We start from the raw sequence: 24,798 nt of genomic DNA on the forward strand, positions 1-24,798 counted from the left end.
TTAAATGTTAGGGTAGTCCTTTTTGAGATGAAGATTAACCTTCACATCATCAGCAAATGAGAGCTCAATATCATTATGAGAGCGCTCTATCACTCTATATTTTAATAAAACCTGGTTATCTAATCTCTTAAGGGTAAGCTCCTTATCGTTAAGATCCCACTCATAATTAACCTTCACTGTGTCATTAACAAAAAGCGAAGTGTTATTACCGTAGATTTGTAGTCTGGCCAAATTATCTTTATACAAAACCAGCTCTCCGTTTACCAGTTCTTGCCCAGAACTCCAAGAAACTGACCACTGACTTTGTACATTATAAGTGTCCTGATCCTCAACACATCCCACGGTTGCAATCAGGCAAAGCAACGCTAATCTTTTCATCCATTCTCCTTGTTCTTACCTTATGAACGCAATACCTATCTCAACATTGTATTATGATCTAAAAAATCCAATGTTAACTTAATGTTAACAAATGTTGTCTTTTATCCTCTTTTATGTTAACTTAATGTTAAGTTTTAACAAGAGGGCCATGCAGAAGATCATAATTTTTTCCCTAGCAGTGGCTTTAGGTTCGTTTATCCCCACCTTAGCCCAACAAACCTCCGATCTGAGGTATCAATCATCATTTGAAAAAGAGTTTATAGAGAGTTATTTAAAGTCTAAATCTGATAATGCGTTAAATCTACTTTTAGCTCCGGATGAGGGCATGACTACAGACTTTGCGGCTGAGACTGATAAAAATCTTACAGACTTCTTGTCTCGTTACGATCAAAAAATTACAGCAGATAAAATTTCTGGAAGACATTTATCTCAGCTTTTTTATAAAGTGCACAGAAAGTTTTTAAAAAGATATGTTCAATATACCACTTTAGGACAAACACTACGAAGTGGAAACTATGACTGCCTTTCAGGAACTGCTTTCTATGCCGTAATCCTTAACAGGTTAGAAGTACCTTTTGAAATCATAGAGACTAACTATCATATTTATTTGCAGATAGAAACGGATCAGGGAGTGGCTTTAATGGAAAGCACCGATCCTCTATATGGTTATATTACTAACCCTAAAGAAATAAAAGAAAGGCTCAAAGATTTTGAAAAAGCGGGCACACGAAAAGTTGATCCTGCTCAGCATGAGTTTAACTATAGCATCAACCAGGCCACCAGCATTTCTGGGTTAGCAGGCCTTCAATATTTTAATCTTGCGGTAAATGCCTTTAATGAACAGAAATTTGAGAAGTCATTAAACCAATTAGAAAAGGCTAATTTATTTTATAACTCAGAAAGAATTATTGAATTCGGAGCATTAGTAGGAACTCAGATATTAGAGTCTGGCCAATATTCTACTTCCGATAAAGACATTATGATAGCCAGAATTCAAAGGCTTATCAACTCAGATTTAACAGTAGCCTCCCGATAGCGGAAGGCTACTTGATTATTTTATAATCCTTCAGACTCAGCAATCAGCTCCGCCAGATCCTTCACTTTTACTTCAGCTTCTTTTTCTTTATTCTTGACCCCATCACTCATCATTGTCATGCAAAATGGGCAAGCAACCGCTATGGTATTAGCGCCGGTATTCAATGCCTCTTCTGTTCTCTCTATATTAACTTCTTTCTTACCCTTCTCGGCATCTTTGAACATCTGTGCTCCACCAGCACCACAGCAAAAGCCTTTGGTACGGCAACGCTTCATTTCCACTAACTCAGCATCAATCGCTTCCAGCACCTGACGGGGAGCTTCATAAATATTATTTGCTCTGCCCAAGTAGCAAGAATCATGATAAGTTATTTTTTTGCCTTTGAAAGTGCCTCCACCTTTTAGGCTCACTTTACCTTCATTAATCAGCTGCTGTAAAAAAGAACTGTGGTGCATCACTTCATAATTACCCCCAAGAGCCGGGTATTCATTTTTTATAGTGTTAAAGCAATGCGGACAGGCAGTAACCACTTTTTTAACATTATAGCCATTCAGCGTCTGAATATTAGCCACCGCCTGCATTTGAAAGAGAAATTCATTCCCCGCTCTTCTGGCCGGGTCTCCGGTACAAGTTTCTTCTTCGCCAAGTACAGCAAAAGAAATTCCTACCTTATTCAATATTTTAATAAATGCTCGGGTAACGTTTTTATATCTATCATCAAATGAACCTGCGCAACCAACCCAAAAAAGTATTTCAGGTGATTCTCCGGCAGAAGCCATCTCTGCCATAGTGGGTACCTTATATTCACTCATAATCTAATTTCTTTTAATTTTTTAATCCTCTTTAAATTCCTCTGCCCACTTAAACCTATCAGTAGGAGCAAATTTCCAGGGGGCAAAATTGGTTTCGATGTTTTGAAACATACTATTCCAGGAAGCAGGAGAGCCAGACTCTTCCATAGCCACATACCTTCTCATTTCCAGTATTATTTCCAGCGGATTTATACTTATAGGGCAAGCCTCCACGCACGCATTACAGCTAGTGCATGCATTAATCTCCTCTTTGGTTATATAATCACCTAAAAGCGATTTACCATCTTCCAAACCTTTACCTCCCTTGGCCAGACTTTTACCTACCTCTTCGGCTCTATCACGGGTATCCATCATAATTTTTCTGGGTGATAGCAACTTACCTGTTTGATTGGCCGGGCACTCAGAAGTACACCTACCACACTCCGTACAGGCATAGGCATTCATTACATTTTTCCATGTGAGGTCATTAACATCTTTAGCGCCAAAGCGGGCAATTTCTGCCGGTGCCTCAGCCGGCTGTTCCGTTTGTATGCCCAGCATCATATTTACTTCGTTAGTAACGGCATCCATATTCCTCATTTCACCCTTTGGAGTAACATCACCATAATAGGTATTAGGGAAAGCAAGAAATATGTGTAAATGCTTAGAGAAGGTAATATATACAGCAAAGCCTAATATACCTACAATATGAAACCACCAGGCAAAGCGCTCTATAAATACGAGCGTACCTTCACTCATTCCGTCAAAAAGAGGAATTAAAAAACTGCTAAAAAACAGATGGCCAGTGTCTGGGTAATGATCATTCTTTAACTGAAGCAGCTGATCAGAGGCATTCATGGTAAGAATAGCCAGCATAAGCACAATCTCAATTATCAATATAAGATTAGCATCCAGCGTAGGCCATGAGGTCATCTCTCTGGCGTGAAAGCGTTTTACCTTAATAACATTTCTCCTTATTAAAAAGATAACACAAGAAATTAGTACAGCTACGGCCAGAAACTCAAATATATTCATCAACACTGGGTAAAGACCTCCTAGTAAGGGAGCAAAAATTCTATGATGCCCAGTAAGACCGTCTATTACAAACTCCAGCACCTCCAGGTTAATTACCAAAAAGCCAAAATATATTAAGAAGTGTAAAAAAGCCGGCACTGGTCTTTTGAACATTTTCTTTTGCCCAAAAGCGATTAGCAGCATATTATTTAGCCGCTGTGATTTATGATTATTTAGGTCAATATCCTTGCCTAACATAATATTAGAGCGGATTCTGGCTATGCGCTTATAAAGTATAAATGATGCGATACCGAGGGTTATGAGAAACAGTATCTGTTGTAAATATTCCATTCTGAAAAATTTTTATCTAAAAAAGTGTAGCATTTATTTGCATCAAAAATAATTTTACATAGTTTTGCATCCTCTTAACAAGGTGCTGTAGCTCAGTTGGTAGAGCATCGGACTGAAAATCCGTGAGTCGGTGGTTCGAGCCCACTCAGCACCACCCAAAAGCCTCGCTATTTTAGTGAGGCTTTTTTTATGCCCAATAGTTTCGTTTTTCATTCTTTCAATCGATTTAAATAGTTTTAGTAGCATATATAAAGTTAGTATTTTCTTTAACAAAATAGTATGCAAGCATACTATTTTTAAGGTTAATTTATAATCCTTCTTGATAACTTACTCACAAGTGCCTAACTTACCAGCTTAATTAAATTCCATTGTCAGAACTTTCAGTAAGAATATTTTCGCAATATTTAATTCAGGGTGTATGGGCCATCATACTGGCCTTATTATTTCTATACACTTTCAGAATTTATAAACGTCATTATTTAAAACTTTGGGCTTGGAGCTGGCTCGCCTTCTCTATGTACATGCTCACCTCCGGACTGCACTTGTATTCTACCTGGATCTATAGTATCTACAACCCCATAAGGATATCACTCTCAGCTATTACCATAAGCTTTGCTTACATAGAAGCCTCCCTATTACTCATAGGAACCTGGGAGCTGGTGAAGAACCGTAAATTTGCCTCCGCTCATTTAAGATTAATATTGATCATTTCGATATTGCTAGCTATTGCCTCGAGTGTGTTATTCATTGATAATTCACAGATATCAGAAAACAGGTTCTTTATACGCGTAGGCTTACGATCTTTAATAATGGGAGCCGCCTTTTTCATTACAGGCATTTGGATGATCACCAACCTCTCACATGACAAAAGTTTAGGTAAGCGCCTGCTTATAATTGCTTTTATCATTTATGGTAGCGAACAGTTCAATTACTTTTTAGTAGGCTTTCTTCCTATTATCAATGTGCATATCAAATTTCCCTACATCCAATACCTAGGCTTACTGGACTTCTTTTTAGAAGCTCTAATAGGTATGGGAATGGCCATATGGCTATTGGAAAACGAAAGGAAGGAGCTGGAAAGAGCCAATGATGATCTGGATCACTTCTTTTATAGCACATCACATGACTTAAGATCTCCTTTAGCGTCCATTACAGGCCTGGTAACACTAGGGAAAGTACATATTAAGGATGAATATGCTTTAGAGTTTTTTGAAAAAATAGAGGGCCGTGTGGATAAGCTGGACTCTGTAATAGACGATATTATCAGCTACGCTAAAAGCGCTAAATATCAGCTCAAAATAGAGCCATTAAACTTTAAAGAAATAGTAAAGGAGATAGAAACGAACCTAGAGTTTAATAAAGGCGCTACGCACATAGACTTTATCTGCGAAACCAATGAAGAGTTTTTCTTAAGTGATAAAATTAAGATTACGACTATACTACATAACCTGATCACTAACTCTATTAAATACCACGACTTCCATAAGTCCAATCCTTATATAAAGGTGTCTCTTGTAAAGGATCAAGGCCGGGTATATATTACAGTAGAAGATAATGGCAGAGGCATAAAGCCAGAAAACCATCAGAAGATATTTGATATGTTTTACCGAGCTTCGGGAGATTCTGTAGGTTCCGGGCTCGGCTTATACATAGTAAAAGAAGCGGCTATAAAGCTTAATGGAAAAGTAAGTGTCCATTCCACCTACGGAAAAGGCTCATGCTTTAAAGTGAGCCTTCCCGCATTGGCTGGTTAATTCATATGCTTTAGTTTTATAACTTCCTTTTCAGTAAGCATTCTCCACTTACCTCTAGGTAGGTTGAGCTTATCTAAAGGACCATACATCACTCTATCAAGCTTCACCACTTCATAACCCAGGTGCTCGAATATTCTTCTTACAATTCGGTTACGACCAATATGAATCTCGATACCCAGCTGGCTCCTGTTACCATCTATCATAGCCAGGTTATCTACCATGGCCACTCCGTCATCAAGCGTAAGTCCTTCCTGGATTTGAATAAAATGCTCCTTGGTAATATTCTTATCAAGGTCTACCTTATAGATTTTTCTTACCTTGTGTGAAGGGTGAGCGAGCTTTTTGGCTAACTCTCCATCATTGGTAAATAACAATAGGCCTGTGGTATTTCTATCTAACCTACCTACCGGATAAATCCTTTCTTTACAGGCAGTTTTTATCAGATCCATTACCGTTCTTCGGTTTTCAGGATCATCAGTAGTAGTAATAAAATCTTTAGGCTTATTTAATAAGAGATAGACATTATTCTCAGGTATCAGCTTTTTACCTTTATAATAAACAGTATCGTTTGGCTTCACCTTAAAGCCCATCTCAGTTATAACATTACCGTTTACTTTAATTTCACCCTCCTCGATTAGCTTGTCTGCCTCACGTCTGGAGCATACGCCAGAGTTAGCAATGTATTTATTTAATCGAACATCAGTTGATGGGGTGGTTTGAGTGGTCTCTTTTTTAGAGACGCGTTTTACTCTTTTGGAAGAGTTCCTTTTCTGTTTCATAGAAACGCAGTATCACTACTGGATTATTATTATTAATTAATTATTGTCTGATTCTTCACCGATGACATTATCGTCTATCTCGGTAAAATCTTTTGGAGTAGGGAGTTCATTAAGGCTATTAATGCCAAAATATTCCATAAAGCTGTCACTGGTACCATATAACAATGGCCGGCCAATAGCATCTGACTTTCCTTTTATTTCAATCAGTCCTTTTTCCAAAAGCTTTTGCACTGCATAGTCACAGTTAACACCACGTATACTTTCCATATCACCTTTAGTAACCGGTTGCTTATACGCTATTATTGATAAAGTCTCTAAGGCAGAAGTTGAAAGCCTCCTTTTTGATTGCTGCTTAAGCAAAATGCCAATACTTGCCTGATAGGCTGGCTTGGTAAGAAACTGATAACCTCCACCTGTGTGATCAAGACTAAAAGAAAATTCATCCTGCTCATACTTATCCTTTAGTTTACCTAATACATTCTCTATATCTTCTATAGGAACATCGGCCTCAAACATTTCTGATAAGCAAGATTGCAGCTCCTTTTCTAATATAGGAGCTGGCGAACAGAATATTAATGCTTCAATATGGTTTTGTAAAAAATCCAAATCTTAGTTTTGCTGACTCAATTTAGCCTCAATAGACTGTGTAGTATGAGGCACAGCTTTTAACCTTTCTTTAGAAATAAGCTTTCCTGTAACCGAGCAAACACCATATGTACCATTTTTAATTCTTACCAAGGCGTTTTCAAGGTTATTGATGAATTTTTGTTGCCTGGCGGCCAGTTGGCTTAAATTTTCTTTTTCAGCAGTATCTGCTCCATCTTCTAATACTTTAGTATTACCAGAAGTGGTATCAGTACCTTCATCATTACTTTTATTTAATGTGCCTTTAAGAATTTTAAGCTCTCCTTTTGCCTTCTCAAGCTTTTCGTTTATTAACGTTTCAAACTCCGCTAGTTCAGCATCAGAGTATCTGGTCTTTTCTTCATTACCCATGGTTATATGTTTAAAATGAAACTTTCATTACAATAAATCACCCAAAATATAATATGAAAACCAACAACACAAAATTCACCTGAAATAATTCTCATTTACAAAAAGTGAAAAAAGATTATATTCATGGTCAATTTAAGCTGCAAATTAAACCCTTAATTATGAATTTAAGACATCTGATCTTCATTAATTATTTATTAATTTTTCTATTCTGCCTGAATTCATGCGCTAATCAAGAGCAAAAAAATGATTATTCAGCAGATAACACTAAAAGTCCTGAAGTGGTTCATGACTCTATTCCCATCACATTAGTAATACATGGCGGAGCCGGAAATATCATAAAAGAAAACATGACTCCCGAACGGGAAGAGGCCTATAAAGCTAAACTAGAGGAAGCCTTGATGACGGGCTATGCTGCACTTAAAGAAGGAAAGACAGCTATGGATGCAGTAACAGCCACCATACAAGTAATGGAAAGTTCACCCCTTTTTAATGCAGGTATAGGTGCCGTGTTTACCAACCAAGGTAAAAATGAACTAGATGCCTCGGTTATGGATGGCAGTACAGGTATGGCAGGCGCAGTAGCCGGAGTTAGCACCATAAAAAGCCCAATATTAGCTGCCAGAGCAGTAATGGAGCAATCGCCTCATGTAATGATGTCAGGGCAAGGTGCCGAACTTTTTGCTAAAGAAGCAGGACTGGAAATAGTAGACCCGTCCTACTTTTTTGATCAGAGACGATTTGATCAATTTGAAAAAATAAAAGAGCAGCAGGAGAAAAAGGAAACTGCTTATATGCAAACCTACCCAGACTATAAGTTTGGCACTGTTGGCTGTGTAGCTCTAGATGCTAATGGCAATATTGCGGCCGGCACCTCAACCGGTGGCATGACTAATAAAAAATATGGCAGAATTGGTGATTCACCCATCATAGGGGCAGGCACCTATGCTGACAATGCTACTTGTGGAGTATCTAGCACCGGACATGGAGAATTTTTCATAAGAAATGTAATTGCCTATGATATCGCCGCCAATATGAAATACAAAAATATTTCTTTAGAAGAGGCCACTACGGAAGTGATAACCCGCAAATTAACCGAAACGGGAGGAACTGGTGGAGTTATAGCGCTTGACAAAAAAGGCAATATTTCCATGACCTTCAATACAGCCGGAATGTTTCGCGGCTATATTAAGGATGGAAGCAAGCCTAAAATATTTATGTATGGAAATTAGAAGTTAATTTCCTACTAATGCATGACTGGTTAATTCCAGCTGTGTGGCATTGATATGTTTGACTCTTTTTTTAAGAGTCGCCATATCCATGTTAATGCGATACTTCATTTTGATGTATCTTCTAATTACTTCCATTTTACGACCTTGTCGTAAATGAAAAAGGATAGAGTTGTCGATTACACAATTCATAACTAGCACGGTTTAATGTAGTAAGATAACTAAAAAAACTTAATTATAGTTTTGATTGCAATCGTTTTCTGTAAAATTTTTAACCCTTTTTTTTATTCCAAGCAGATAAAATCTAAAATTTAGTACCCACAACCACCTTATTTTTATAAACTTGTGTTTCCCCGCTACTGCTAAACACCTGAAAATAAACAACATAATAACCCATTCTGGCTTTAGTACCTTCAGTGGTAGTGCCATCCCAAGTATAGAAACCTTGATCAGACAAATAATCATTCTCAGCTAAAGTTCTTATAGGTTGGCCATTAACATCAAACACCTCCACATTGGCGATAAACCCTGGCTGCTCGAAGTGATAACTAATAGTAGCAAAATCCGCCTGACCATTGCCATCAGGAATTATAATCATGGGATCAATAACAATTTCTCCTACCACACCGGAGCCTGAACGGATAAACTGAGAATTGATATAACCCGGGGTAGCATAACCAACAGCAGATGCCGCTGATTTCCAATTATCATTATCACTCGCTTGAGCTGAAAAAGAAATTCGCTCTAACGATACGCCATCTACATTATTGATCAATTCGAAATGCTGATCTTCAGAATAGGTTATAGAATCTTGCCGAATGCCTTGTGCAGAAACAACTTGTACGGTTCCCTCATCATTAGGGTAGGAAGGAAGAGATGGCATTTCAAAAAATGAAGTTTCAACGCCTAAAGGATATTGCTCTTTTAATACCACCACATCTTCAGTAAAAGCAAGATATTCTTCCGGTGCTAATACCCAATGGTCTTCTGAAATCAGTTGAGAGTCCTGATCATTCCACAGAAACCAATCCTTCAGGTTGATATACTTTGATGAATTATTATATATCTCAATAAAATCACCCCCGCCCGTACGAGGATTAAATAGCACTTCATTAATTATAACATCTCCTGGTTCTGCATTTTCTATCAATGAAAAGCTAAAAGGATCATTTTCAGTTATCCTGTTGCCACTACAGTCAGTAATTCCAGATACCTGCATATTATAACTAATACCACTATTTAACCTGGAAGAAAGCACTATCCATATAGATTGCAAATCAGAATTCACCAACACGGTGTCTATTTCTACAGCAGGATTTAAAGTAAAATCAGTGTACTGGACAGACTCTTTATTTAGCGTTTCATTAAACTGCACCAATATGCTATCTTCTGCCACAGCAAATACCTTATGAATTTCAGGCCCCAGGTTATCAGGTAATTCACTCAATACCGAATTAGCCCCACCAGGCGTACCTCCCATATCATCTATTGAGGCAGTCCAGTTTCCTTCTCCTCCACAAGTATTATCAGGATCAATTAATTCTAATGACCAACCACCTGATGACTTTGAAGAGCTATTATACCAGGCATCATCATAGTTAACTGAATCGATAGGGAAAGAGCCATCCGTAATAAGTAGCTGATCGCCCCCATTATTCAAACTTGGCCAGGGATCTACCACCGCTACTCTACCATAAGGCTGGAACAGTTCTCGATTTTCAGCAGCTGTCAGTATCAGATAATCTCCCTGAATAAGGTATACTGCCTCTATAGCCCCAGAGGTGGTGGCATCATGCAAGATCCAACTATCGAGGTAAAGGGTTTTATCACTTCTATTAAAAACCTCCACAAATTCAGCTTCAGGCAAACCATTAGATGGAGCAAAATCAGCCATAACTTCATTAATCAGTACATCTTTAAAATTGGCCTCTTCTGTCAAATAAAAAGTGAAAACAGAATGATAACCCGTCATAACATTGCCCGCTAAATCCTCAATTTGGTTAATAGATAACTCATAGCTTTCCGCTGTTTGAAAAGCCTCTGAAAAAGTAATTATCACAGACAAATTATTTTCCGCCAGCTCTGCGGTCTGAGGATTAAGCGAATTATTTATGATATAGTTACTGGTTTCTTCGGCAGCTTCTCTATTTACCTCCTCAGAAAACCGAACCTGCCACTGCGTATTTGAAAGAAAATCAATACCTGTCACTTCTGGTGGTCGGATATCTACACCTATCGGCCTAACGCTAAAATCATCGAAATAATGATTTCTTCTAGGACTCATGGCTGCCGATTGCTTAATAAATACTCCAAAATGAGAGGATGAAAGTACGTCATCATCCAGAATAGATCCTATTTCTATATAATTGCCTGTTACGCCTTCATCTGCCAGTAAAGTCCACAAGCCAGTTTCGCCTCTTGACATTCTAATTCCAAATGAATTATCAGATGAACTCCCTACAAGACTATTTTCACTACTAAAAAGTAAGGATTCATTACCAGCCAACACCTTATAAAATGCAATATGATCCTCAGTATCTCCCAACCGGATAAAATAGCCATTTTGTACAGATGTAATATCTTCCTGATCTGCTAGTAAGTAAATATCTGCATAGTTAGATCCAGAAGTAGCAAAATTGAGATTAACATAAAATTCAAAAACCACATTGGCCGAAAGGGTATTAGGTGTGCTCAAATAGTATTCTGCCGCGCCATCGCTATTAGATTGGAGGGTGTCACCGGAAATTACCCAAAGCGCATCAGTTCCACTCCAGGTGGGATCATTAGTGAAATTTCCATCTTCAAAACCATCAAAAAACTGGGCAAAAATGGGTGTGCTACTGAGTATAAAGGCCAGTATAATATTAGTCTTGAAAATTATTTGCCAAACAAACCCATTCATTTATAATAATATACCGCATAAAATATATAAAAACATTATTTTTGCCTCCAATTTTATAAAAACCAATACATATGAAATTAGCAGTAGTAGGTGCCACTGGCTTAGTAGGCCAAGAGGTACTAAAAGTCATCGAAGAAAGAAACTTAGAGTTTGACCAATTATTTCTAGTAGCCTCACCAAAGTCTGTTGGTAAGGAATACGAGTTTAAGGGTAAGACCTATAAGGTAATCGGAATGGAAGACGCTATTGCTAATAAACCTGAAGTAGCTATTTTCTCTGCAGGAGGAGGCACTTCCTTAGAATGGGCTCCTAAGTTTGCAGAAGCAGGATGTATAGTGGTAGATAACTCTTCTGCCTGGAGAATGAGCCCTGACCATAAACTTGTAGTACCTGAAATTAATGCAGAGGCTTTAAGAATAGATGATAGAATCATCGCCAACCCTAACTGCTCTACCATTCAGATGGTATTAGCATTAGCTCCTTTGCACAAGAAATATAAAATAAAAAGGGTAGTAGTTTCTACTTACCAATCTGTAACCGGTACCGGAAAAGCAGCTGTAGATCAGCTAATGAGCGAGAGAGCGGGCAAAGATGCAGAAAAAGTATATCCTCATAAAATTGATATGAATGTACTTCCTCATATTGATGTGTTCCAGGAAAACGGATACACCAAAGAGGAAATGAAAATGGTAAATGAAACTAAGAAAATCCTTGACGATCAATCAATAGCAGTAACGGCTACCGCTGTGAGACTACCAGTAATGGGTGGCCACTCAGAAGCTGTTAACGTAGAGTTTCATAAAGACTTTGATTTGAAAGAGGTTTACGAATTGTTAAGCAAAACACCGGGAATCACTATAGAAGACGATGTAGCTAACAATGTATACCCTATGCCTTTAAACGCACATGGAAAAGATGATGTGTTTGTAGGTAGGTTAAGAAGAGATGAGTCTCAGCCCAACACTTTAAACATGTGGGTGGTAGCAGATAACTTAAGAAAAGGAGCAGCCACTAATGCAGTACAAATTGCAGAATATTTGGCAGCTAATAATTTAGTATACTAAAAATCTACACCTCTTAATGATAGAATTACTTCTACAGCCAGAGGTACAACAGTTTATAAAGGATCATGAAAACCATGATCCTTTTTCTCTTTCCTTAAAGCACAAAGAAATAGGTGGGATTCCTATAAAGTGGGTGGCAGAGCAAATTGCCTCCCGTAAACGTGCTAAGAACAAGTTGCCCGAGTGGTATAACACAAAAGACCTCATATTCCCTCCACAAATATCTATGGAGCAGTGCTCTTCTGAAGCCACTGCAAAATATAAGGCCAACCTGGTAAAAGGCAGTATTATGTATGACTTCACCGGAGGGTATGGTATTGATTGCTATTACCTAAGTAAGCATTTTAAGCGATCTGCTTACCTGGAACAACAAGCCCATTTATGCGAACTCGCCACCCATAACTTCAAGGCCTTAGCTGCCAATATTGAGGTGATCAATGCTGAATCAACCTCCTATGTTTCTGAAATAGAAACCGCTGATCTTATTTATATTGATCCTGCCCGGAGAGATAATAACAGCCAAAAAGTCGTTCTTCTTCAAGACTGTGAGCCAGATGTCACTACGTTACTTACACAACTCAAAGGGAAGTCAAAAGAGGTGTTAATAAAAACATCTCCTATGTTAGACATTCAGCTGGCATTACAAAGCCTGAATCATGTAAAAGCGGTGCATGTGGTGTCTGTAAATAATGAATGCAAAGAAGTGCTTTATCATATTGATTTCACTGCAGACCATAAAACGGAGATAGTTACAGTTAATCTTCAGAAAAAAGATGATCAGACATTCTCCTTTTTCCCCAATGAGGAGGTAGAAGCTCAGGCGCCACTCAGTGATACCAAGCAATTTTTATATGAGCCTAATAGCAGTGTACTTAAAGCGGGCGCTTTTAATACCGTGGCGACACACTATGGCGCCTACAAACTTCACCCCAACACGCACTTATATACCAGCGAAGAGTTGATTGAAAACTTCCCTGGCCGGAAGTTTAGAGTTGAACATCTTGTTCCTTACAACAAAAAGAAAATACTATCAGCTCTGGAAGGCAAGAAGGCCAATATCACCACGCGGAATTTCCCTGAAGAAGTGAAAAATATTAGAAAAAAGACAGGCATAACCGATGGGGGAGATCAATACATTTTTGCCTTCACCGATAAGAATAATCAAAAAATGGCCGCAATTACACGTAAGGCTTAAATCACCAAAAACTTAAGTAATAGATATATTATTAATAGCACCAAAGCGCTCCCTCCATATATTTTTAAAACCTTTAGTCTATTTTGCCTCTCCATCCACCAAAGAGGAATTACTGGACGGTAAAGGCCAATAAAAACACTAAAAATAGCCCACACCAAGAGCCATCCTATTAAAGTAGTTAACGCTGTCATAAAATAGATTTCACTATTTTTATAGATATATGGAGCACAAAGATAATCATAGTTCTGCCCTTGCTGCATTAAAAGCCAATGTATTAAAGCTTACCGAGATGCAAGAAGCAGAATGGGAAGATTTTAGCAGTCATTGGCATTATTATAGTTTAGATAAAGGGGAATATCTGATTCGTGAAGGCGAGACTGAAAGATATTTTTATTACGTAATAAGTGGGGTCCTAAGAGGTTATTTTCTGATAGACGGAGAAGAAATATGTGTAGGCTTTACTTATGACGATGACTACTCAGGTTCTTATGATTCATTTTTAAGCCAACGCCCTTCTGAATGGTATTTACAGGCCATTACAGACACCCGACTTTTACGCATCTCACATAGCGACCTTATGGATATGTTTGATCAATACAAAAGTGTAGAACGCTGGGGCAGGATGTTTAATGCCAAAATCTTGATTGGGATGTCTCGCCGGCAACTGGAAGTAAGATCATACACAGCAGAAGAAAAATTCGAGCGCTTAATGTCGCAAAGCCCACATATATTCCAGCTGGTACCTCAAAAATATCTTGCTTCTTATCTGGGAATGACTCCTGAAACCTTAAGTCGATTAAGAAAAAAACGTAAATAGCGAACTTGATCTATATCAAGTTGAATGAGTAGTACAGTGATTAATTTTATTCTTTATTCAAAACTAAGCAGCATGAATCAGAAAGAATTAATCCATAAATTAAAACAGGACAATACTACCTTAGTAGAATTCGCTCAAAATCTTAAGACTTTAAAAATCGAAGATATTCAAGCTAAGGAAAATGAAGAGTGGAGTATTATAGATTGTATTGAGCATATGAATATTTCTATGGAAGTATACCTCAATCAAATAATGCCCAGATTAGCTACTGATTTAAAGCCAAAAAATGGCCAATATAAACCAGGTTGGCTCGCCGCTTACTTTGCCAAAGGAATGGAACCTACTGCCGAAGGCAAGATCAGGAACAAAATGAAAACCTTTAAAAAGCTTGACCCTAAACAGGTGAGTAGAAATGTAAATGAGCTGGAAAGATTTATTCAAAACATTGAGACCACAATTGAAATTACAGAAAAGATTAAGGACAAAAATTTAAAATCTTTCAAAGTAAAAACGGCTTTGGGCTCATGGCTAAAGTTCTACCTGGGTGATGCCCTCTGGTTTTATACCGCACATAACCTTAGACACATGCTACAAATTCAAAATATGTTCTAAAAAAATAGGGTGGAAGACAAAAGCCCTCCACCCCAACTAATTATGAGATTTTTAAATTATAATTCCGGGTTATTGAGTCTTGCTTCTATTGGAAAAATGATTGTATATCTAGGATCATTTTCTTTTAGAAAATAATCTTCTCCATCAAAAGTATGAACTATTTGCTTTTGAGTTGTTCTTCGAAGATCAAACCACCTCTGCCCCTCCAAAGCTAGTTCTTTTCTTCTCTCGCTAAATAATAGATCCGTATACTGAGCTGTGCTAAGTGCTTCTACTTCAGTTTCAAAAGTGCTGAAATATGTTGATTCATATCTATTTCCTAGTAAAGTGAGTAAAACCTCTTTAGATTCATTTAGTCTGCCTTCCATTAATAAAGCCTCTGCCTTTGATAAATAAAGTTCTCCAACCCTGAAAGAGCATTTGAAATTATCAGAACCCGCTTTAGCAGATTGGTATCCAGAACCTGTGTTTATAAAGTATCGATTGAACCTTAGATCATTCACCTGATCAAAAGCGCCTATTAGGTCTTGAGAGACATATCCCCCCTCATTTACACCAGATGCAAGAGGCGCATCCAACGCCAGTAACGACTCTTGTGCATCAAACCTATTCGGCAAAAGGGCATCCTCTTCATTCAAATTAACCAGATCCGATTTTATAGCCAAGGCATTATCGACAGCGTCTATTACGTTATCCCAATTTTGCATATATAAATGCGCTCTTGCCTCTAAAGCATATAATGCGGAGTTGGAAAATCTATAATTTAAGCCCGTATCCTGTGTGTCATCCACCAAATAATTTTTAGCTGAGGAAATATCTTCAATGATTTGGTCATATACACTCTGCACTGACGCTGGTGTATAAACATGTTCCAAGTCTATTTCCAAAGCCAATGGTATACCTCTATCAGAAGAGGCAGACTCCGGATTGTACGTTGGAGCATACATATTTACCAAACTGAAGTGATTGTAAGCCCTTAAAGCATAGGCCTCACCTATAAGTTGATCCTTTTCCTCAGAATCCTCCATAGTCTTGACACCCTCATTAATAATGTAGTTACAATAAAATATAGACTTATAAACGTCACTATAAGGATACTTTAATGTGAATGCATCCGTACCGGTATCATTCCATAAGTAAATATCCTTGTAAGAAGTTACATCACTATAATTTTCATCCAAATCTAACTCATCAGCTCTAAAAGCAACTCTTGAAAGATGATCAGGATAAGTATGATACGCACTGGTAATTACCCCTCGGTTATCCTCTACTGTTTTTGGTATAACTTTTCCTTCTGGCTCTATGTCCAAATAATCTTCGCAGGATGACAAAGAAACTAATGATAAAAGAATATATAATATTTGCTTTTTCATGCTCTGATTTTTTTAGAATGATACATTAAGGCCGAGTGAAACAGACCTCTGGATAGGCTGGGCATAAAGACTACCGTAGGTTTCCGGGTCGAAATATCCAGAATAGTCAGATCCAAAAACTAAAAGATTACGCCCTTCCAAGTTAATTCGAGCCCCGGAAATCTTTAACTTAGAAGTAAGAGACCCTGGTAAACTATAGCCCAGCCTCATACTGGTAATTCTTACATAGCTCATCTCCTTCACATTACTATCAAGATAAGAGAGCGTATTAAGGTCATCTATCGAGTTAAACCATTTATAGGCCATCCATGCATCACCTTCTCCACTAGTAGGGCTTACTATGCCAGGTAATTGGCTATTGGGATTGTCCTCTGACCAGGCATCTAAAATATCAGTAGTATAATTTCTACCTCTATCCACTTGCGCAGGGTTATATGGAGAATCTTTTACTACTGTCTGTTTTAAATTAAAACTGGCAGTTACAGCTAAGCTTACATTTTTATAAGTAAACCTATTGGTTATACCACCGCTGTACTTCGGATCTCTGTCGCCAGCATAAGCAAACAAATCTCTGAATTCTTCCGTCCCTAAATTAGATTCTACAAATTCTCCGGGGAAAAAGTCCGCCCACGGGTCAGACAGTTTAAAGAACTCAACTGTACTTATCTCTTCTCCATCTTTTATGAATGTAGGATAACCATTGTCATCTATGCCTGCTGTTTTCAATACAAAAACAGCATTTACAGGCAACCCTTCTCTGCTTGGCAAACGACTATCTTCCCTTACCTGGATATCATTGACTTCACTTTTATTATGGGAGATATTGAAGTCTGTGGACCACTTAAAATTGGTAGTTTTTACGTTTAGAGAGCTTATAGCCAGCTCCCAACCTTTATTGGTCACCTCTGCCCAGTTTAAACTAGTATTATAAAAACCTGTTTCAACAGGTAGTGATTTAAGTCCGATAAGGTCTGAACTTATCCGTTGGTAAGCATCAAAAATCACATTAATACGGTTGTTAACTATTCCAAGGTCAATCCCAACATTATAATTTTTAGTTTTCTCCCAGCGTAGCTTATCATTGGGAGGAGAACTTACTTGAACCTGCTGTTCAGTATTTCTTGGAAGAATAGAGCCAGCACTATAAGTACCCACCACATAAGGAGAAGTATTTCTGTCTATATTTCCTTGTATACCATAAGATGCTCTCAATCTAAGGTTAGAAATAACAGGATTTTCAGCCAGGAAGTTTTCCTCAGAAGCCACCCAAGATCCGGAAATAGACCATAACGGTAAATATTTATACTTAGGATCTACGCCGAACAGGTTAGAACCGTCGTATCTCAAACTTCCGAAAAATACATATTTCCTATCATAAGTATAAGAAGCCGTACCATAGAATGATGTGTAAGCATTCTCAGCTGTTGATCTGTTATAAGTTCTATATATACCTTCGTTAGCATCGCTTTCATTTGGAAAAATGATTGGCGTAGTGGTTAATGCATTTTCATCATAGCCAAACCCTTGGGTGTTGATTAACTTAGAATCAGACCTTCTTAGCTCAGAGCCTATTAATGCATCAACTTCATGCTTGTCTCCAATGAAAGTATTATACTGCAACTGTGATTTCCAGTTATATTGGAAAAAATCTTCCTCCCAGTTTTGAATTATTCCGCCTTCTGGCAAGAAATAATAATAGTCTCCTATACTGGAATCCCAGCGCCTGCTTCTTTCCCTAAATTTTCGTGTAAAATAAGTATCGCCAGTAGCAAATTTCTCAGTGCTACTATGATCCAATTGCAATCCTAATTGTGTAGAGATAGTAAGATCAGTAAAAATATCATATGATAAATCAAATATTGACTTAATAGCTCTATTATTTAATTCATAGGATGTATTCTCCCTTTCTTCCAGAAAAGAAAACGGCACTTGTTGGTCTCCTTCTCCCTCTATATCCTGATCATAATTATAGTTGCCATCTTCATCATATGGGTTAAGATAAGCATTAGCAGTACGAGCATAGTAAGCTGGATTACTAAAGACACCTGTACCTGTAACATAAGATTTTTTGTCTGTGCTAGATCCTAAAAATGTAATACCGGCCTTCCATTTATCTGATAAGTTGAAGTTATTCTTAACTGTTAAATTATACCTCTCCAAGCCAGTTCCTATAGTAGTACCATCTTCATCATAATAGCCTACTGAAACATAATAGTCAGCCACGTCGCCTCCACCTGAAAAGCTGAGATTATACTGCTGATTTATTGCAGATTGATATAGTTCATCACCCCAATCGGTAGACTGTGTTCTTAAACGATTTATTTGTGCTTGTGTTTGCTGAGATAAAGATGAGAAGCCACCATTTCTGTAGGCATCTAGTTCGCCGGAATTATTCAATATTCTCATTACTTCACCTTTATCCGTGCGATAGTTAAGATCTGTACGGCTTGCCAAGCCTAATTCAAAATCTACCTTTTGATTAGAATTCATGAGATTAAGCTTGTCAAAATCAGGCCTGAAGTTATAAAAAGCATTTGCTGAAAAGTTTACTTTCATAGCACCCTTTTTTCCGCTCTTGGTTGTAACCACTATAACGCCATTTGCAGCTCTAGCACCATAAATAGCAGTAGCCGCAGCATCCTTTAAAATAGTAATATCTTCAATATCCTCAGGGCTAATTCCTGCAATAGAATAGTTAGCTAACTGATCTATGTTGTCTTTATCTGAAAAATCAGGAATATCATTACCTTGCAAAGGCATACCATCTACCACCCAAAGAGGATCTTGTGGCCCATTTAATGATGCCGTACCTCTTATTCGGATTTTTGCCGGGGTACCTGGCGCTCCTGTTTGAGGCGTTACCACTACACCTGGTGCCTGACCTACCAGTAGCTGATCTACACTGGCCACACCTATTTGCTGGTTTTCTTCTATGCCTACATTAGCTATAGAAGAGGTAAGCTTTCGCTTTTCAACCGTCTGATAACCCGTAATGACTACTCCAGATAAAGAACTGATTTCTTCTTTTAGTTGAATTTCATAGTGATCAGTAGTTCCTAGTTCTAAGGTTTGGCTTTCAAACCCAATAAAACTGATAATCACATGACTTACATTTTTGGGCACTTGTAAAGAAAAATTACCATCGGCATCAGTTACCGTACCCACACTTGTAGACTCAATAATACCGTCTACCCCCGTTTCATTTGAGATGGATTGAGAAGCAATGTAAACCGAAGCTCCTGGCAAAGCCATATTATCCGCTTCAGAAAAAACACGCCCCGTAATTACCCTCTTGTTTTGACTAAACGCCAATACTGGCAATAGTAGAAAAATTAATAGTAGAACTTTTTTCATTAAAAAATATTTAAAAGTTTAAAACCTGTTCTATTCTGTTTATCAAATCGAGATAATGCATTTTGGTAGCGTCATCTCCTTTTTTCCTCTTCTTTTTCAGTAGTTCTAAAATGGTATACAGCTCTCCCTTTTTTAAAGAGGCAACTTCTGAGACCCTTTTCATAGAACTGAAATTTATATTTCGCACCGAGCGAGAAGATTCCAGAGAATAGCCGCATGGAAGTGATTCCCGTAGAGAAATGAAGTCATCATCTATGCTCTTATTATTGGTTTTTTCAAACAACTTGTTTATATCAATAATGAGCACATCTACATAGTTCTTCTGCGCCATTCTCTCAAAAGCATTAAGTGGTTTATTATGAAGGGTATTTTTAAAAACGTGGCTTCTTACTTGAGAAAATAAATCCTGAACAGTGTAAGTTTCAGCTTTATCGTCCGCAATCAATTCTGACTCTAGTAAGCGTAATAATCGCTGATCATTAAATAAATTATACAGCACATAATTTTGCAGATCACGAGCTGTAGAGTAAGGGGAGTATTCAAAAGGCCCCATAGGAGAATCTTTCAGCGGAAATGTTTTACTAAGAATCTCCTTATCTAAAAAGAGCCATTCTGGTAAAGAAAATACATTTTCATTGAGGTATTTAACCGCCTTTTGCTGCATAGCGAAAGGTACTGGCTCATAGGCATTTCTATTATCTCCGTGGGTCAACTTGTTTAAATAAACTCCGCCCACATTATTCATTACATGATTATTATAAAGTTGCCATTGGCCTATAACTCCCATATAAAGCTTGCCTGTATTATAATAGCTTTCATTTTCCTGGTAAGTCCAATCTATGGCATGGGCTAACACTCTTTTTAAATTCTTTAGACCATATGTACTGGCTTTAACCGCATCATCTCCTAAATCTTCTGATTGTGAGCGTGGGTCAATGACATTTCTATAGTCTTGCTGCTCTCCATAAGTATAAAGAGGATCATCTGAGTGAGTATTTACTAATTGGTAAAGAAAGGTCTTCTCTGTTTTCTCATCAGGAAACCACTGATAGCCCCATTGAATAGCATATTTATCATAAATCCCTATTTTAGGTGTGATAGCGGTAACTCCATCTTCTGGCTGAGCCACATAATTATAGCGGGCATAATCCATAATAGAAGGAGCAGTTCCTCCCATTTTGTCTGTAAAAGTTTTCGATCTAAGTGAATCTACCGGGAAAGCATAAGACGCTCCCATATTATGCTTAAGTCCAAACGTGTGGCCTACCTCATGAGAAGAAACAAAGCGAACAGCTTCTCCCATTAGCTGGTCTTCAAAAACATTATGCCTGGCTCGCTCATCTATAGCTCCTGTTTGAATGCGCATCCAACTCTGCAATGAAGTCATTACATTATGCCACCAAATAATATCGGCTTCTATGATCTCTCCACTACGAGGATCTACCACAGAAGGCCCCATAGCATTAGACTTTGGAGAAGCTGCATAGGTAATTACAGAGTAACGAACATCATCCAAATCAAAATCCTTATCTTCTTCTGATGGGAGTTTAGCAATTACGGCATTTTTAAAACCCGCCTGTTCAAAAGCCACTTGCCAGTCATGCACACCATCTATTATATAAGATCTCCATTTTTCTGGTGTAGAAGGATCAATATAGAATACAATGGGTTTAGCTGGCTCTACTAGTTCACCTCTGAGATACTTATCCACATCCTCGGGTTTCGGTTCCAACCTCCATCGTGTGATCAACTCCTTCTCATCCATAGCCTGCTGCTCATCATTAAAGTACCAGTGCTTTTTAGAGAAAAATCCTACTCTCTCATCCAGGTAGCGAGGTTGCATAGGCTTTTCTGACAGTAAAACTATATTACATGCCACGGTAATGGTTAATGGAACCGTTGTCCCTCCGTCAGGAATAGCCGCACTTAGATCTGACTTGACCATTACATTTAGTGGAAAAGTTTTAATGCTTTTGATCATAGAAAGGTTAGAAAGCGCCGAACTTCCTAGACCTGTATTATTAAAAACATCATAAAAACTCTTGCTGCCACCATTAAATGCCTTATTGACTTTAATGATAGTTGAACCCGCTCTTTTGTTATAAGAAACCGTTTCAAACACCTCTACTATGCTGCTAGAAAAATTGTTTTTAACAGAAATAGTAATGGCATCATCTTCTGGCGAAGATACCATCGGTATGTATGTGCGGGCCCACACCTTATTTCTTAAAGTATCCTTTTCAAAACGGATGACTTTATTTTCAAACTCCATACCCTTGTTCAGTCCAGCTTCATTGAGCTGAAAAGGAACTTTGGAGATTTTGCTTACAATTAGAAACTCTCTGTTAAAAAGAGAATCAGGTATTTCAAAATAATAGTCTTCTTTTTGGTTAATAATATTAAATAGACCTGTTTGCAAGTCTGCATCCTTCAGAAGCTCATCATAACTCTTCAACCCTGAGGTATCAGTGGAGTCCTTTTCTACTTTCTTTTCTTCATCCTTTTTATCTTGAGCATGCAATGGAAAAAAGACATAAATGCCAACAAAACATACTATTGATAAAGCAAGCTTTTTAAACATAATTACATTTAACATTTAGTTAAAATTCCCTTAAAGATGTTTTTACTAATGGTAGAAATGAAATGAAAGGGAGTGAAGAGGTTAAAAAGTGGAGTGAAACTTACATGTTATGGCAACAAAGGCAGCTTACACACAAAACTTTTTTCTTCTATGCGTGTTTCGAAACCTTCCTTACGGTAAAACTCATAAATGCTATCAAGGTATTTTAGCCCGAATTTGCTGCCAGCCTCTGCATTTCTTTTTGGCTGATAGGTATTGCTGATTTCAAGATAATTAGAAGTAACTCTAATCTTGATCATAAGTGGGGCCTCATGGGTAGCAATATTATGCTTTAAAGCATTCTCTACCACAGTTTGTAGTGCCAGATAGGGTAGCTCCAAAGTGAGCGCCTCAGTATCTTGCGTTACAATACCAGTCTTTAATTTTTTACCAAACCGAATGTTTTGCAAAAAGAGAAATTCCTCCACTATTTTCAATTCCTCTTCTACTGTTGCCAGGTTATTCTCAGGCCTATCAGTAAGGTAGCGGTATAAATTACTTAGCTTATAAGTGAATTTTTGAGATAGAGACTGATCATGATCTATAAGCGTATATAAGGTATTTAGTGAGTTGAAAAGTAAATGAGGATTGATCTGATTCTTAAGCTGCTGTAGCTGAAAAAATGCGCTTTCTCTCTTAAATACTTCTTTTTCCAGAGCCAAATCTGCTTTTTCCTTCTCTAACTGTTCTTTTTCCTTGTGCTCTTTATTTATTCTGTAAGTAAACGCATAGAAAACAAACAGAAGCAATAAAGTAGAAATCAAATAAGTAACAAAAGCATACCTCTTTATTAAATTAACATCTTCCTCATTCAGGCTTTTAGGGAAATTCACAGAAACATACCATCTTTCTTGCCCCATTTGCATAGGCCTCAAAAAACTTATTACATCTAATTTTAGATATTCAGAATCTGCTATTTTTTCATGAAAATCAGTGTTTTGAAAAATGGTGTCTTCGGCCTCTAAAGGAGCAAAACTGAACACATTTCTACCTATTTTTTCTGCCTCTGGGTGTAGCAGGCAAGTGCCATTCTGATCAAAAATATAAGCATATGAGAGCGAATAATAATCTACGTTATAGAAAAATTGCTGCAGCACGCCTAGCGGAATGTCATAACCAAAATACACAATACCGCTGTCAGTAGGAATAGTTATTTGGTTTCTCCAGACATAACCCTCTCCATAGCTCTCTATTTTACTAATATTATCATCTGCTAATCTGGCTCCCAAAAACTGTTTTACATTTTCTTTTTGCTTTTGGCGGCTATTAAATTGTGCGTTACTTATGCCTTCATCAGTTTTCAAAAAGAGCCAGTTTCTATAAATAGTAGTATCTAAAAACTGAAGTGAATTAAGCATGGTAAAATTATGATACTCATCTTCAAACGTAGAAGGAGTATCCATGAGCCTTCGGGCATCATCTAACGGTTTTTGTAAAACCTTAAATTCATGCTCCAGATCATAAAATTTCTTCTGAAAACTTCGTCTGGCGATATCTTCACTCACATCTTTTACCTCTAATGATATGAGGCTGCTGAGTACAAAAGTAGCAATGATAGTAATTACCACCATCACAGAAATGACCCACAAAAACCTTCTCCCCTTAAAAAACTTCTTCATTACTTTTGCCAACAAAATCGTTCATGCTACACTTATACCTGGTACAAAATTAATCATTATCAGGTATTTAAGAACCATCATGAACTATCAGCCTAATTCATTAAGTTTGAAAAATAGATGGGGAGATAATATGAATATAACTATTGTAGAAGATGAAGAGCTGGCCGCTGGTTATTTGGAGAAGATTTTAAAGAAACAACAGGTTATAAAAATCTCAACTATAAACATACTCTCCACAGTAAAAGAGGCCATCAGTTATTTAAGTACAAATACGCCTGATCTCATATTTTTTGATGTGCACCTGGCTGATGGCAGCAGCATGGAAGTGCTGGAAGCAGTAGAAATTAAAGCCCCCATAATATTTACCACCGCTTATGATAAATATGCTATAGAAGCATTTAAGCATTTTACTATTGATTACCTCCTTAAACCGTATGAAGCTGATTCGCTTATAGAAGCTTTGAATAAGCTTAAAACCATGAAAGAGTCTTTCACTCAAGATAAAGGAGCTTTAGTTAGACATTTAAAAGGAGGAGGTTCATCTTTTCAAGAGCGATTTTTAATACAGCACGCCCATCAGCTAAAATCTATTGAAGCAGAAGAAATAGCCTATTTTTATGCATCAGGTAAACACTTATTTATATATACCTTTAGCCGACAGAGCTACTTATATAATAGCACTGTCAGAGATATCATTAGCCAATTAGATCCAAATAGGTTTTTCAAAATAAATCGAAATTATGTGGTTAATATTAAAGCCGTCAATAATGTAGTTAAGGCGAGTTATGCAAAACTTTCAGTAGATCTTTACCCTCCACCACCCGATGAGAACAAAGTTATTCTAAGCAAAACCGAAATCAGCAATTTCAAAAAATGGCTTAATAAATAGCTCTTTTATGATTCTTGTTTCAACAATA

General features: G+C 37.5%; 20 protein-coding genes and 1 tRNA gene. 9 read left to right on the top strand and 12 right to left on the bottom strand.

Going from position 1 to position 24,798, the window contains the following annotated elements:
* Window positions 1–378: a hypothetical protein gene (locus tag LVD15_RS07060; protein WP_233779594.1), complete on the bottom strand. Its 378-nt coding sequence runs from the start codon at window positions 376–378 to the stop codon at window positions 1–3.
* Between the two features lie 148 nt (window positions 379–526).
* Here LVD15_RS07060 and LVD15_RS07065 point away from each other — a divergent pair, with 148 nt between their 5' ends.
* Window positions 527–1,414 carry a hypothetical protein gene (locus LVD15_RS07065; RefSeq protein WP_233779595.1) on the top strand — a complete coding sequence of 296 codons (888 nt, stop codon included), beginning with the start codon at window positions 527–529 and terminating at the stop codon, window positions 1,412–1,414.
* Window positions 1,415–1,434: 20 nt separating this feature from the next.
* Here the strand turns inward: LVD15_RS07065 and LVD15_RS07070 are convergent, their stop codons facing one another.
* On the bottom strand, window positions 1,435–2,226 hold the full coding sequence (locus tag LVD15_RS07070) for a (Fe-S)-binding protein (protein WP_233779596.1): 792 nt from the start codon (window positions 2,224–2,226) through the stop codon (window positions 1,435–1,437).
* Window positions 2,227–2,247: 21 nt separating this feature from the next.
* A complete protein-coding gene (locus tag LVD15_RS07075) occupies window positions 2,248–3,570 on the bottom strand; it encodes a 4Fe-4S dicluster domain-containing protein (RefSeq protein WP_233779597.1) in 1,323 nt (440 codons plus the stop codon).
* An 81-nt stretch (window positions 3,571–3,651) separates the two neighbouring features.
* On the opposite strand from LVD15_RS07075, the gene LVD15_RS07080 reads away from it, so the two are divergent.
* Both LVD15_RS07080 and LVD15_RS07085 read left to right on the top strand, forming a co-directional pair.
* Window positions 3,652–3,724: transfer RNA gene (locus LVD15_RS07080), tRNA-Phe, on the top strand.
* A 214-nt stretch (window positions 3,725–3,938) separates the two neighbouring features.
* Complete coding sequence (locus LVD15_RS07085) at window positions 3,939–5,324, top strand: sensor histidine kinase (RefSeq protein ID WP_233779598.1); 1,386 nt, start codon at window positions 3,939–3,941, stop codon at window positions 5,322–5,324.
* Here the strand turns inward: LVD15_RS07085 and LVD15_RS07090 are convergent.
* From LVD15_RS07090 to LVD15_RS07100, 3 genes are read right to left on the bottom strand one after another with little or no spacing between them, the layout of a single operon-like run.
* Window positions 5,321–6,103 (bottom strand): pseudouridine synthase, encoded by a 783-nt coding sequence (locus tag LVD15_RS07090; RefSeq protein WP_233779599.1) that lies wholly within the window; start codon window positions 6,101–6,103, stop codon window positions 5,321–5,323. The genes LVD15_RS07085 and LVD15_RS07090 overlap by 4 nt on opposite strands.
* Window positions 6,104–6,139: 36 nt before the next feature.
* Window positions 6,140–6,709 (bottom strand): SMC-Scp complex subunit ScpB, encoded by a 570-nt coding sequence (gene scpB / locus LVD15_RS07095; protein ID WP_233779600.1) that lies wholly within the window; start codon window positions 6,707–6,709, stop codon window positions 6,140–6,142.
* A 3-nt stretch (window positions 6,710–6,712) separates the two neighbouring features.
* Window positions 6,713–7,099, bottom strand: coding sequence for a TraR/DksA family transcriptional regulator (locus LVD15_RS07100; protein ID WP_233779601.1), 387 nt, complete (start codon window positions 7,097–7,099; stop codon window positions 6,713–6,715).
* A gap of 158 nt (window positions 7,100–7,257) precedes the next feature.
* On the opposite strand from LVD15_RS07100, the gene LVD15_RS07105 reads away from it, so the two are divergent.
* A complete protein-coding gene (locus tag LVD15_RS07105) occupies window positions 7,258–8,328 on the top strand; it encodes an isoaspartyl peptidase/L-asparaginase family protein (protein WP_233779602.1) in 1,071 nt (356 codons plus the stop codon).
* Between the two features lie 3 nt (window positions 8,329–8,331).
* Here LVD15_RS07105 and LVD15_RS07110 read toward each other — a convergent pair whose 3' ends face one another.
* Window positions 8,332–8,517 (bottom strand): hypothetical protein, encoded by a 186-nt coding sequence (locus LVD15_RS07110; protein WP_233779603.1) that lies wholly within the window; start codon window positions 8,515–8,517, stop codon window positions 8,332–8,334.
* Between the two features lie 112 nt (window positions 8,518–8,629).
* Window positions 8,630–11,227 carry a lamin tail domain-containing protein gene (locus LVD15_RS07115; RefSeq protein ID WP_233779604.1) on the bottom strand — a complete coding sequence of 866 codons (2,598 nt, stop codon included), beginning with the start codon at window positions 11,225–11,227 and terminating at the stop codon, window positions 8,630–8,632.
* 71 nt (window positions 11,228–11,298) lie between these two features.
* Between LVD15_RS07115 and LVD15_RS07120 the strand changes: the two genes are divergently transcribed.
* The 4 genes from LVD15_RS07120 to LVD15_RS07135 all read left to right on the top strand — a co-directional run bounded on the left by LVD15_RS07120 (window position 11,299) and on the right by LVD15_RS07135 (window position 14,915).
* Window positions 11,299–12,291, top strand: coding sequence for an aspartate-semialdehyde dehydrogenase (locus LVD15_RS07120; protein WP_233779605.1), 993 nt, complete (start codon window positions 11,299–11,301; stop codon window positions 12,289–12,291).
* Window positions 12,292–12,307: 16 nt separating this feature from the next.
* Window positions 12,308–13,486: a THUMP-like domain-containing protein gene (locus LVD15_RS07125; protein WP_233779606.1), complete on the top strand. Its 1,179-nt coding sequence runs from the start codon at window positions 12,308–12,310 to the stop codon at window positions 13,484–13,486.
* Window positions 13,487–13,706: 220 nt separating this feature from the next.
* On the top strand, window positions 13,707–14,303 hold the full coding sequence (locus LVD15_RS07130; RefSeq protein WP_233779607.1) for a Crp/Fnr family transcriptional regulator: 597 nt from the start codon (window positions 13,707–13,709) through the stop codon (window positions 14,301–14,303).
* A 72-nt stretch (window positions 14,304–14,375) separates the two neighbouring features.
* Window positions 14,376–14,915, top strand: coding sequence for a DinB family protein (locus LVD15_RS07135; protein ID WP_233779608.1), 540 nt, complete (start codon window positions 14,376–14,378; stop codon window positions 14,913–14,915).
* Between the two features lie 56 nt (window positions 14,916–14,971).
* Here the strand turns inward: LVD15_RS07135 and LVD15_RS07140 are convergent, their stop codons facing one another.
* The 4 genes from LVD15_RS07140 to LVD15_RS07155 form a co-directional block, all read right to left on the bottom strand.
* Window positions 14,972–16,288 carry a RagB/SusD family nutrient uptake outer membrane protein gene (locus tag LVD15_RS07140; RefSeq protein ID WP_233779609.1) on the bottom strand — a complete coding sequence of 439 codons (1,317 nt, stop codon included), beginning with the start codon at window positions 16,286–16,288 and terminating at the stop codon, window positions 14,972–14,974.
* 12 nt (window positions 16,289–16,300) lie between these two features.
* Window positions 16,301–19,642 carry a SusC/RagA family TonB-linked outer membrane protein gene (locus LVD15_RS07145; RefSeq protein WP_233779610.1) on the bottom strand — a complete coding sequence of 1,114 codons (3,342 nt, stop codon included), beginning with the start codon at window positions 19,640–19,642 and terminating at the stop codon, window positions 16,301–16,303.
* A 10-nt stretch (window positions 19,643–19,652) separates the two neighbouring features.
* Window positions 19,653–22,238, bottom strand: a complete 2,586-nt coding sequence (locus LVD15_RS07150) for a zinc-dependent metalloprotease (protein WP_233779611.1) — start codon at window positions 22,236–22,238, stop codon at window positions 19,653–19,655.
* 92 nt (window positions 22,239–22,330) lie between these two features.
* Entirely contained in the window at window positions 22,331–23,881 is a 1,551-nt protein-coding gene (locus LVD15_RS07155; protein WP_233779612.1) for a sensor histidine kinase, read from the bottom strand.
* Between the two features lie 79 nt (window positions 23,882–23,960).
* Here LVD15_RS07155 and LVD15_RS07160 point away from each other — a divergent pair, with 79 nt between their 5' ends.
* On the top strand, window positions 23,961–24,770 hold the full coding sequence (locus LVD15_RS07160; RefSeq protein ID WP_233779613.1) for a LytR/AlgR family response regulator transcription factor: 810 nt from the start codon (window positions 23,961–23,963) through the stop codon (window positions 24,768–24,770).
* Window positions 24,771–24,798 lie beyond the last annotated feature (28 nt).

The organism is Fulvivirga maritima (assembly GCF_021389955.1).
Lineage (GTDB): Bacteria > Bacteroidota > Bacteroidia > Cytophagales > Cyclobacteriaceae > Fulvivirga > Fulvivirga maritima.

What these genes read in the sequence shown, in the direction of transcription:
- LVD15_RS07105 (WP_233779602.1), top strand. Translation starts at nt 7,258, where the DNA reads ATGAATTTAAGACATCTGATCTTCATTAATTATTTATTAATTTTTCTA.
- LVD15_RS07125 (WP_233779606.1), top strand. Translation starts at nt 12,308, where the DNA reads ATGATAGAATTACTTCTACAGCCAGAGGTACAACAGTTTATAAAGGAT.
- LVD15_RS07160 (WP_233779613.1), top strand. Translation starts at nt 23,961, where the DNA reads ATGAACTATCAGCCTAATTCATTAAGTTTGAAAAATAGATGGGGAGAT.
- LVD15_RS07115 (WP_233779604.1), bottom strand. Translation starts at nt 11,227, where the DNA reads ATGAATGGGTTTGTTTGGCAAATAATTTTCAAGACTAATATTATACTG.
- LVD15_RS07140 (WP_233779609.1), bottom strand. Translation starts at nt 16,288, where the DNA reads ATGAAAAAGCAAATATTATATATTCTTTTATCATTAGTTTCTTTGTCA.
- LVD15_RS07135 (WP_233779608.1), top strand. Translation starts at nt 14,376, where the DNA reads ATGAATCAGAAAGAATTAATCCATAAATTAAAACAGGACAATACTACC.
- LVD15_RS07075 (WP_233779597.1), bottom strand. Translation starts at nt 3,570, where the DNA reads ATGGAATATTTACAACAGATACTGTTTCTCATAACCCTCGGTATCGCA.
- LVD15_RS07065 (WP_233779595.1), top strand. Translation starts at nt 527, where the DNA reads ATGCAGAAGATCATAATTTTTTCCCTAGCAGTGGCTTTAGGTTCGTTT.
- LVD15_RS07070 (WP_233779596.1), bottom strand. Translation starts at nt 2,226, where the DNA reads ATGAGTGAATATAAGGTACCCACTATGGCAGAGATGGCTTCTGCCGGA.
- LVD15_RS07090 (WP_233779599.1), bottom strand. Translation starts at nt 6,103, where the DNA reads ATGAAACAGAAAAGGAACTCTTCCAAAAGAGTAAAACGCGTCTCTAAA.
- LVD15_RS07100 (WP_233779601.1), bottom strand. Translation starts at nt 7,099, where the DNA reads ATGGGTAATGAAGAAAAGACCAGATACTCTGATGCTGAACTAGCGGAG.
- LVD15_RS07155 (WP_233779612.1), bottom strand. Translation starts at nt 23,881, where the DNA reads ATGAAGAAGTTTTTTAAGGGGAGAAGGTTTTTGTGGGTCATTTCTGTG.
- LVD15_RS07145 (WP_233779610.1), bottom strand. Translation starts at nt 19,642, where the DNA reads ATGAAAAAAGTTCTACTATTAATTTTTCTACTATTGCCAGTATTGGCG.
- LVD15_RS07120 (WP_233779605.1), top strand. Translation starts at nt 11,299, where the DNA reads ATGAAATTAGCAGTAGTAGGTGCCACTGGCTTAGTAGGCCAAGAGGTA.
- LVD15_RS07150 (WP_233779611.1), bottom strand. Translation starts at nt 22,238, where the DNA reads ATGTTAAATGTAATTATGTTTAAAAAGCTTGCTTTATCAATAGTATGT.
- LVD15_RS07060 (WP_233779594.1), bottom strand. Translation starts at nt 378, where the DNA reads ATGAAAAGATTAGCGTTGCTTTGCCTGATTGCAACCGTGGGATGTGTT.
- LVD15_RS07110 (WP_233779603.1), bottom strand. Translation starts at nt 8,517, where the DNA reads ATGAATTGTGTAATCGACAACTCTATCCTTTTTCATTTACGACAAGGT.
- LVD15_RS07130 (WP_233779607.1), top strand. Translation starts at nt 13,707, where the DNA reads ATGGAGCACAAAGATAATCATAGTTCTGCCCTTGCTGCATTAAAAGCC.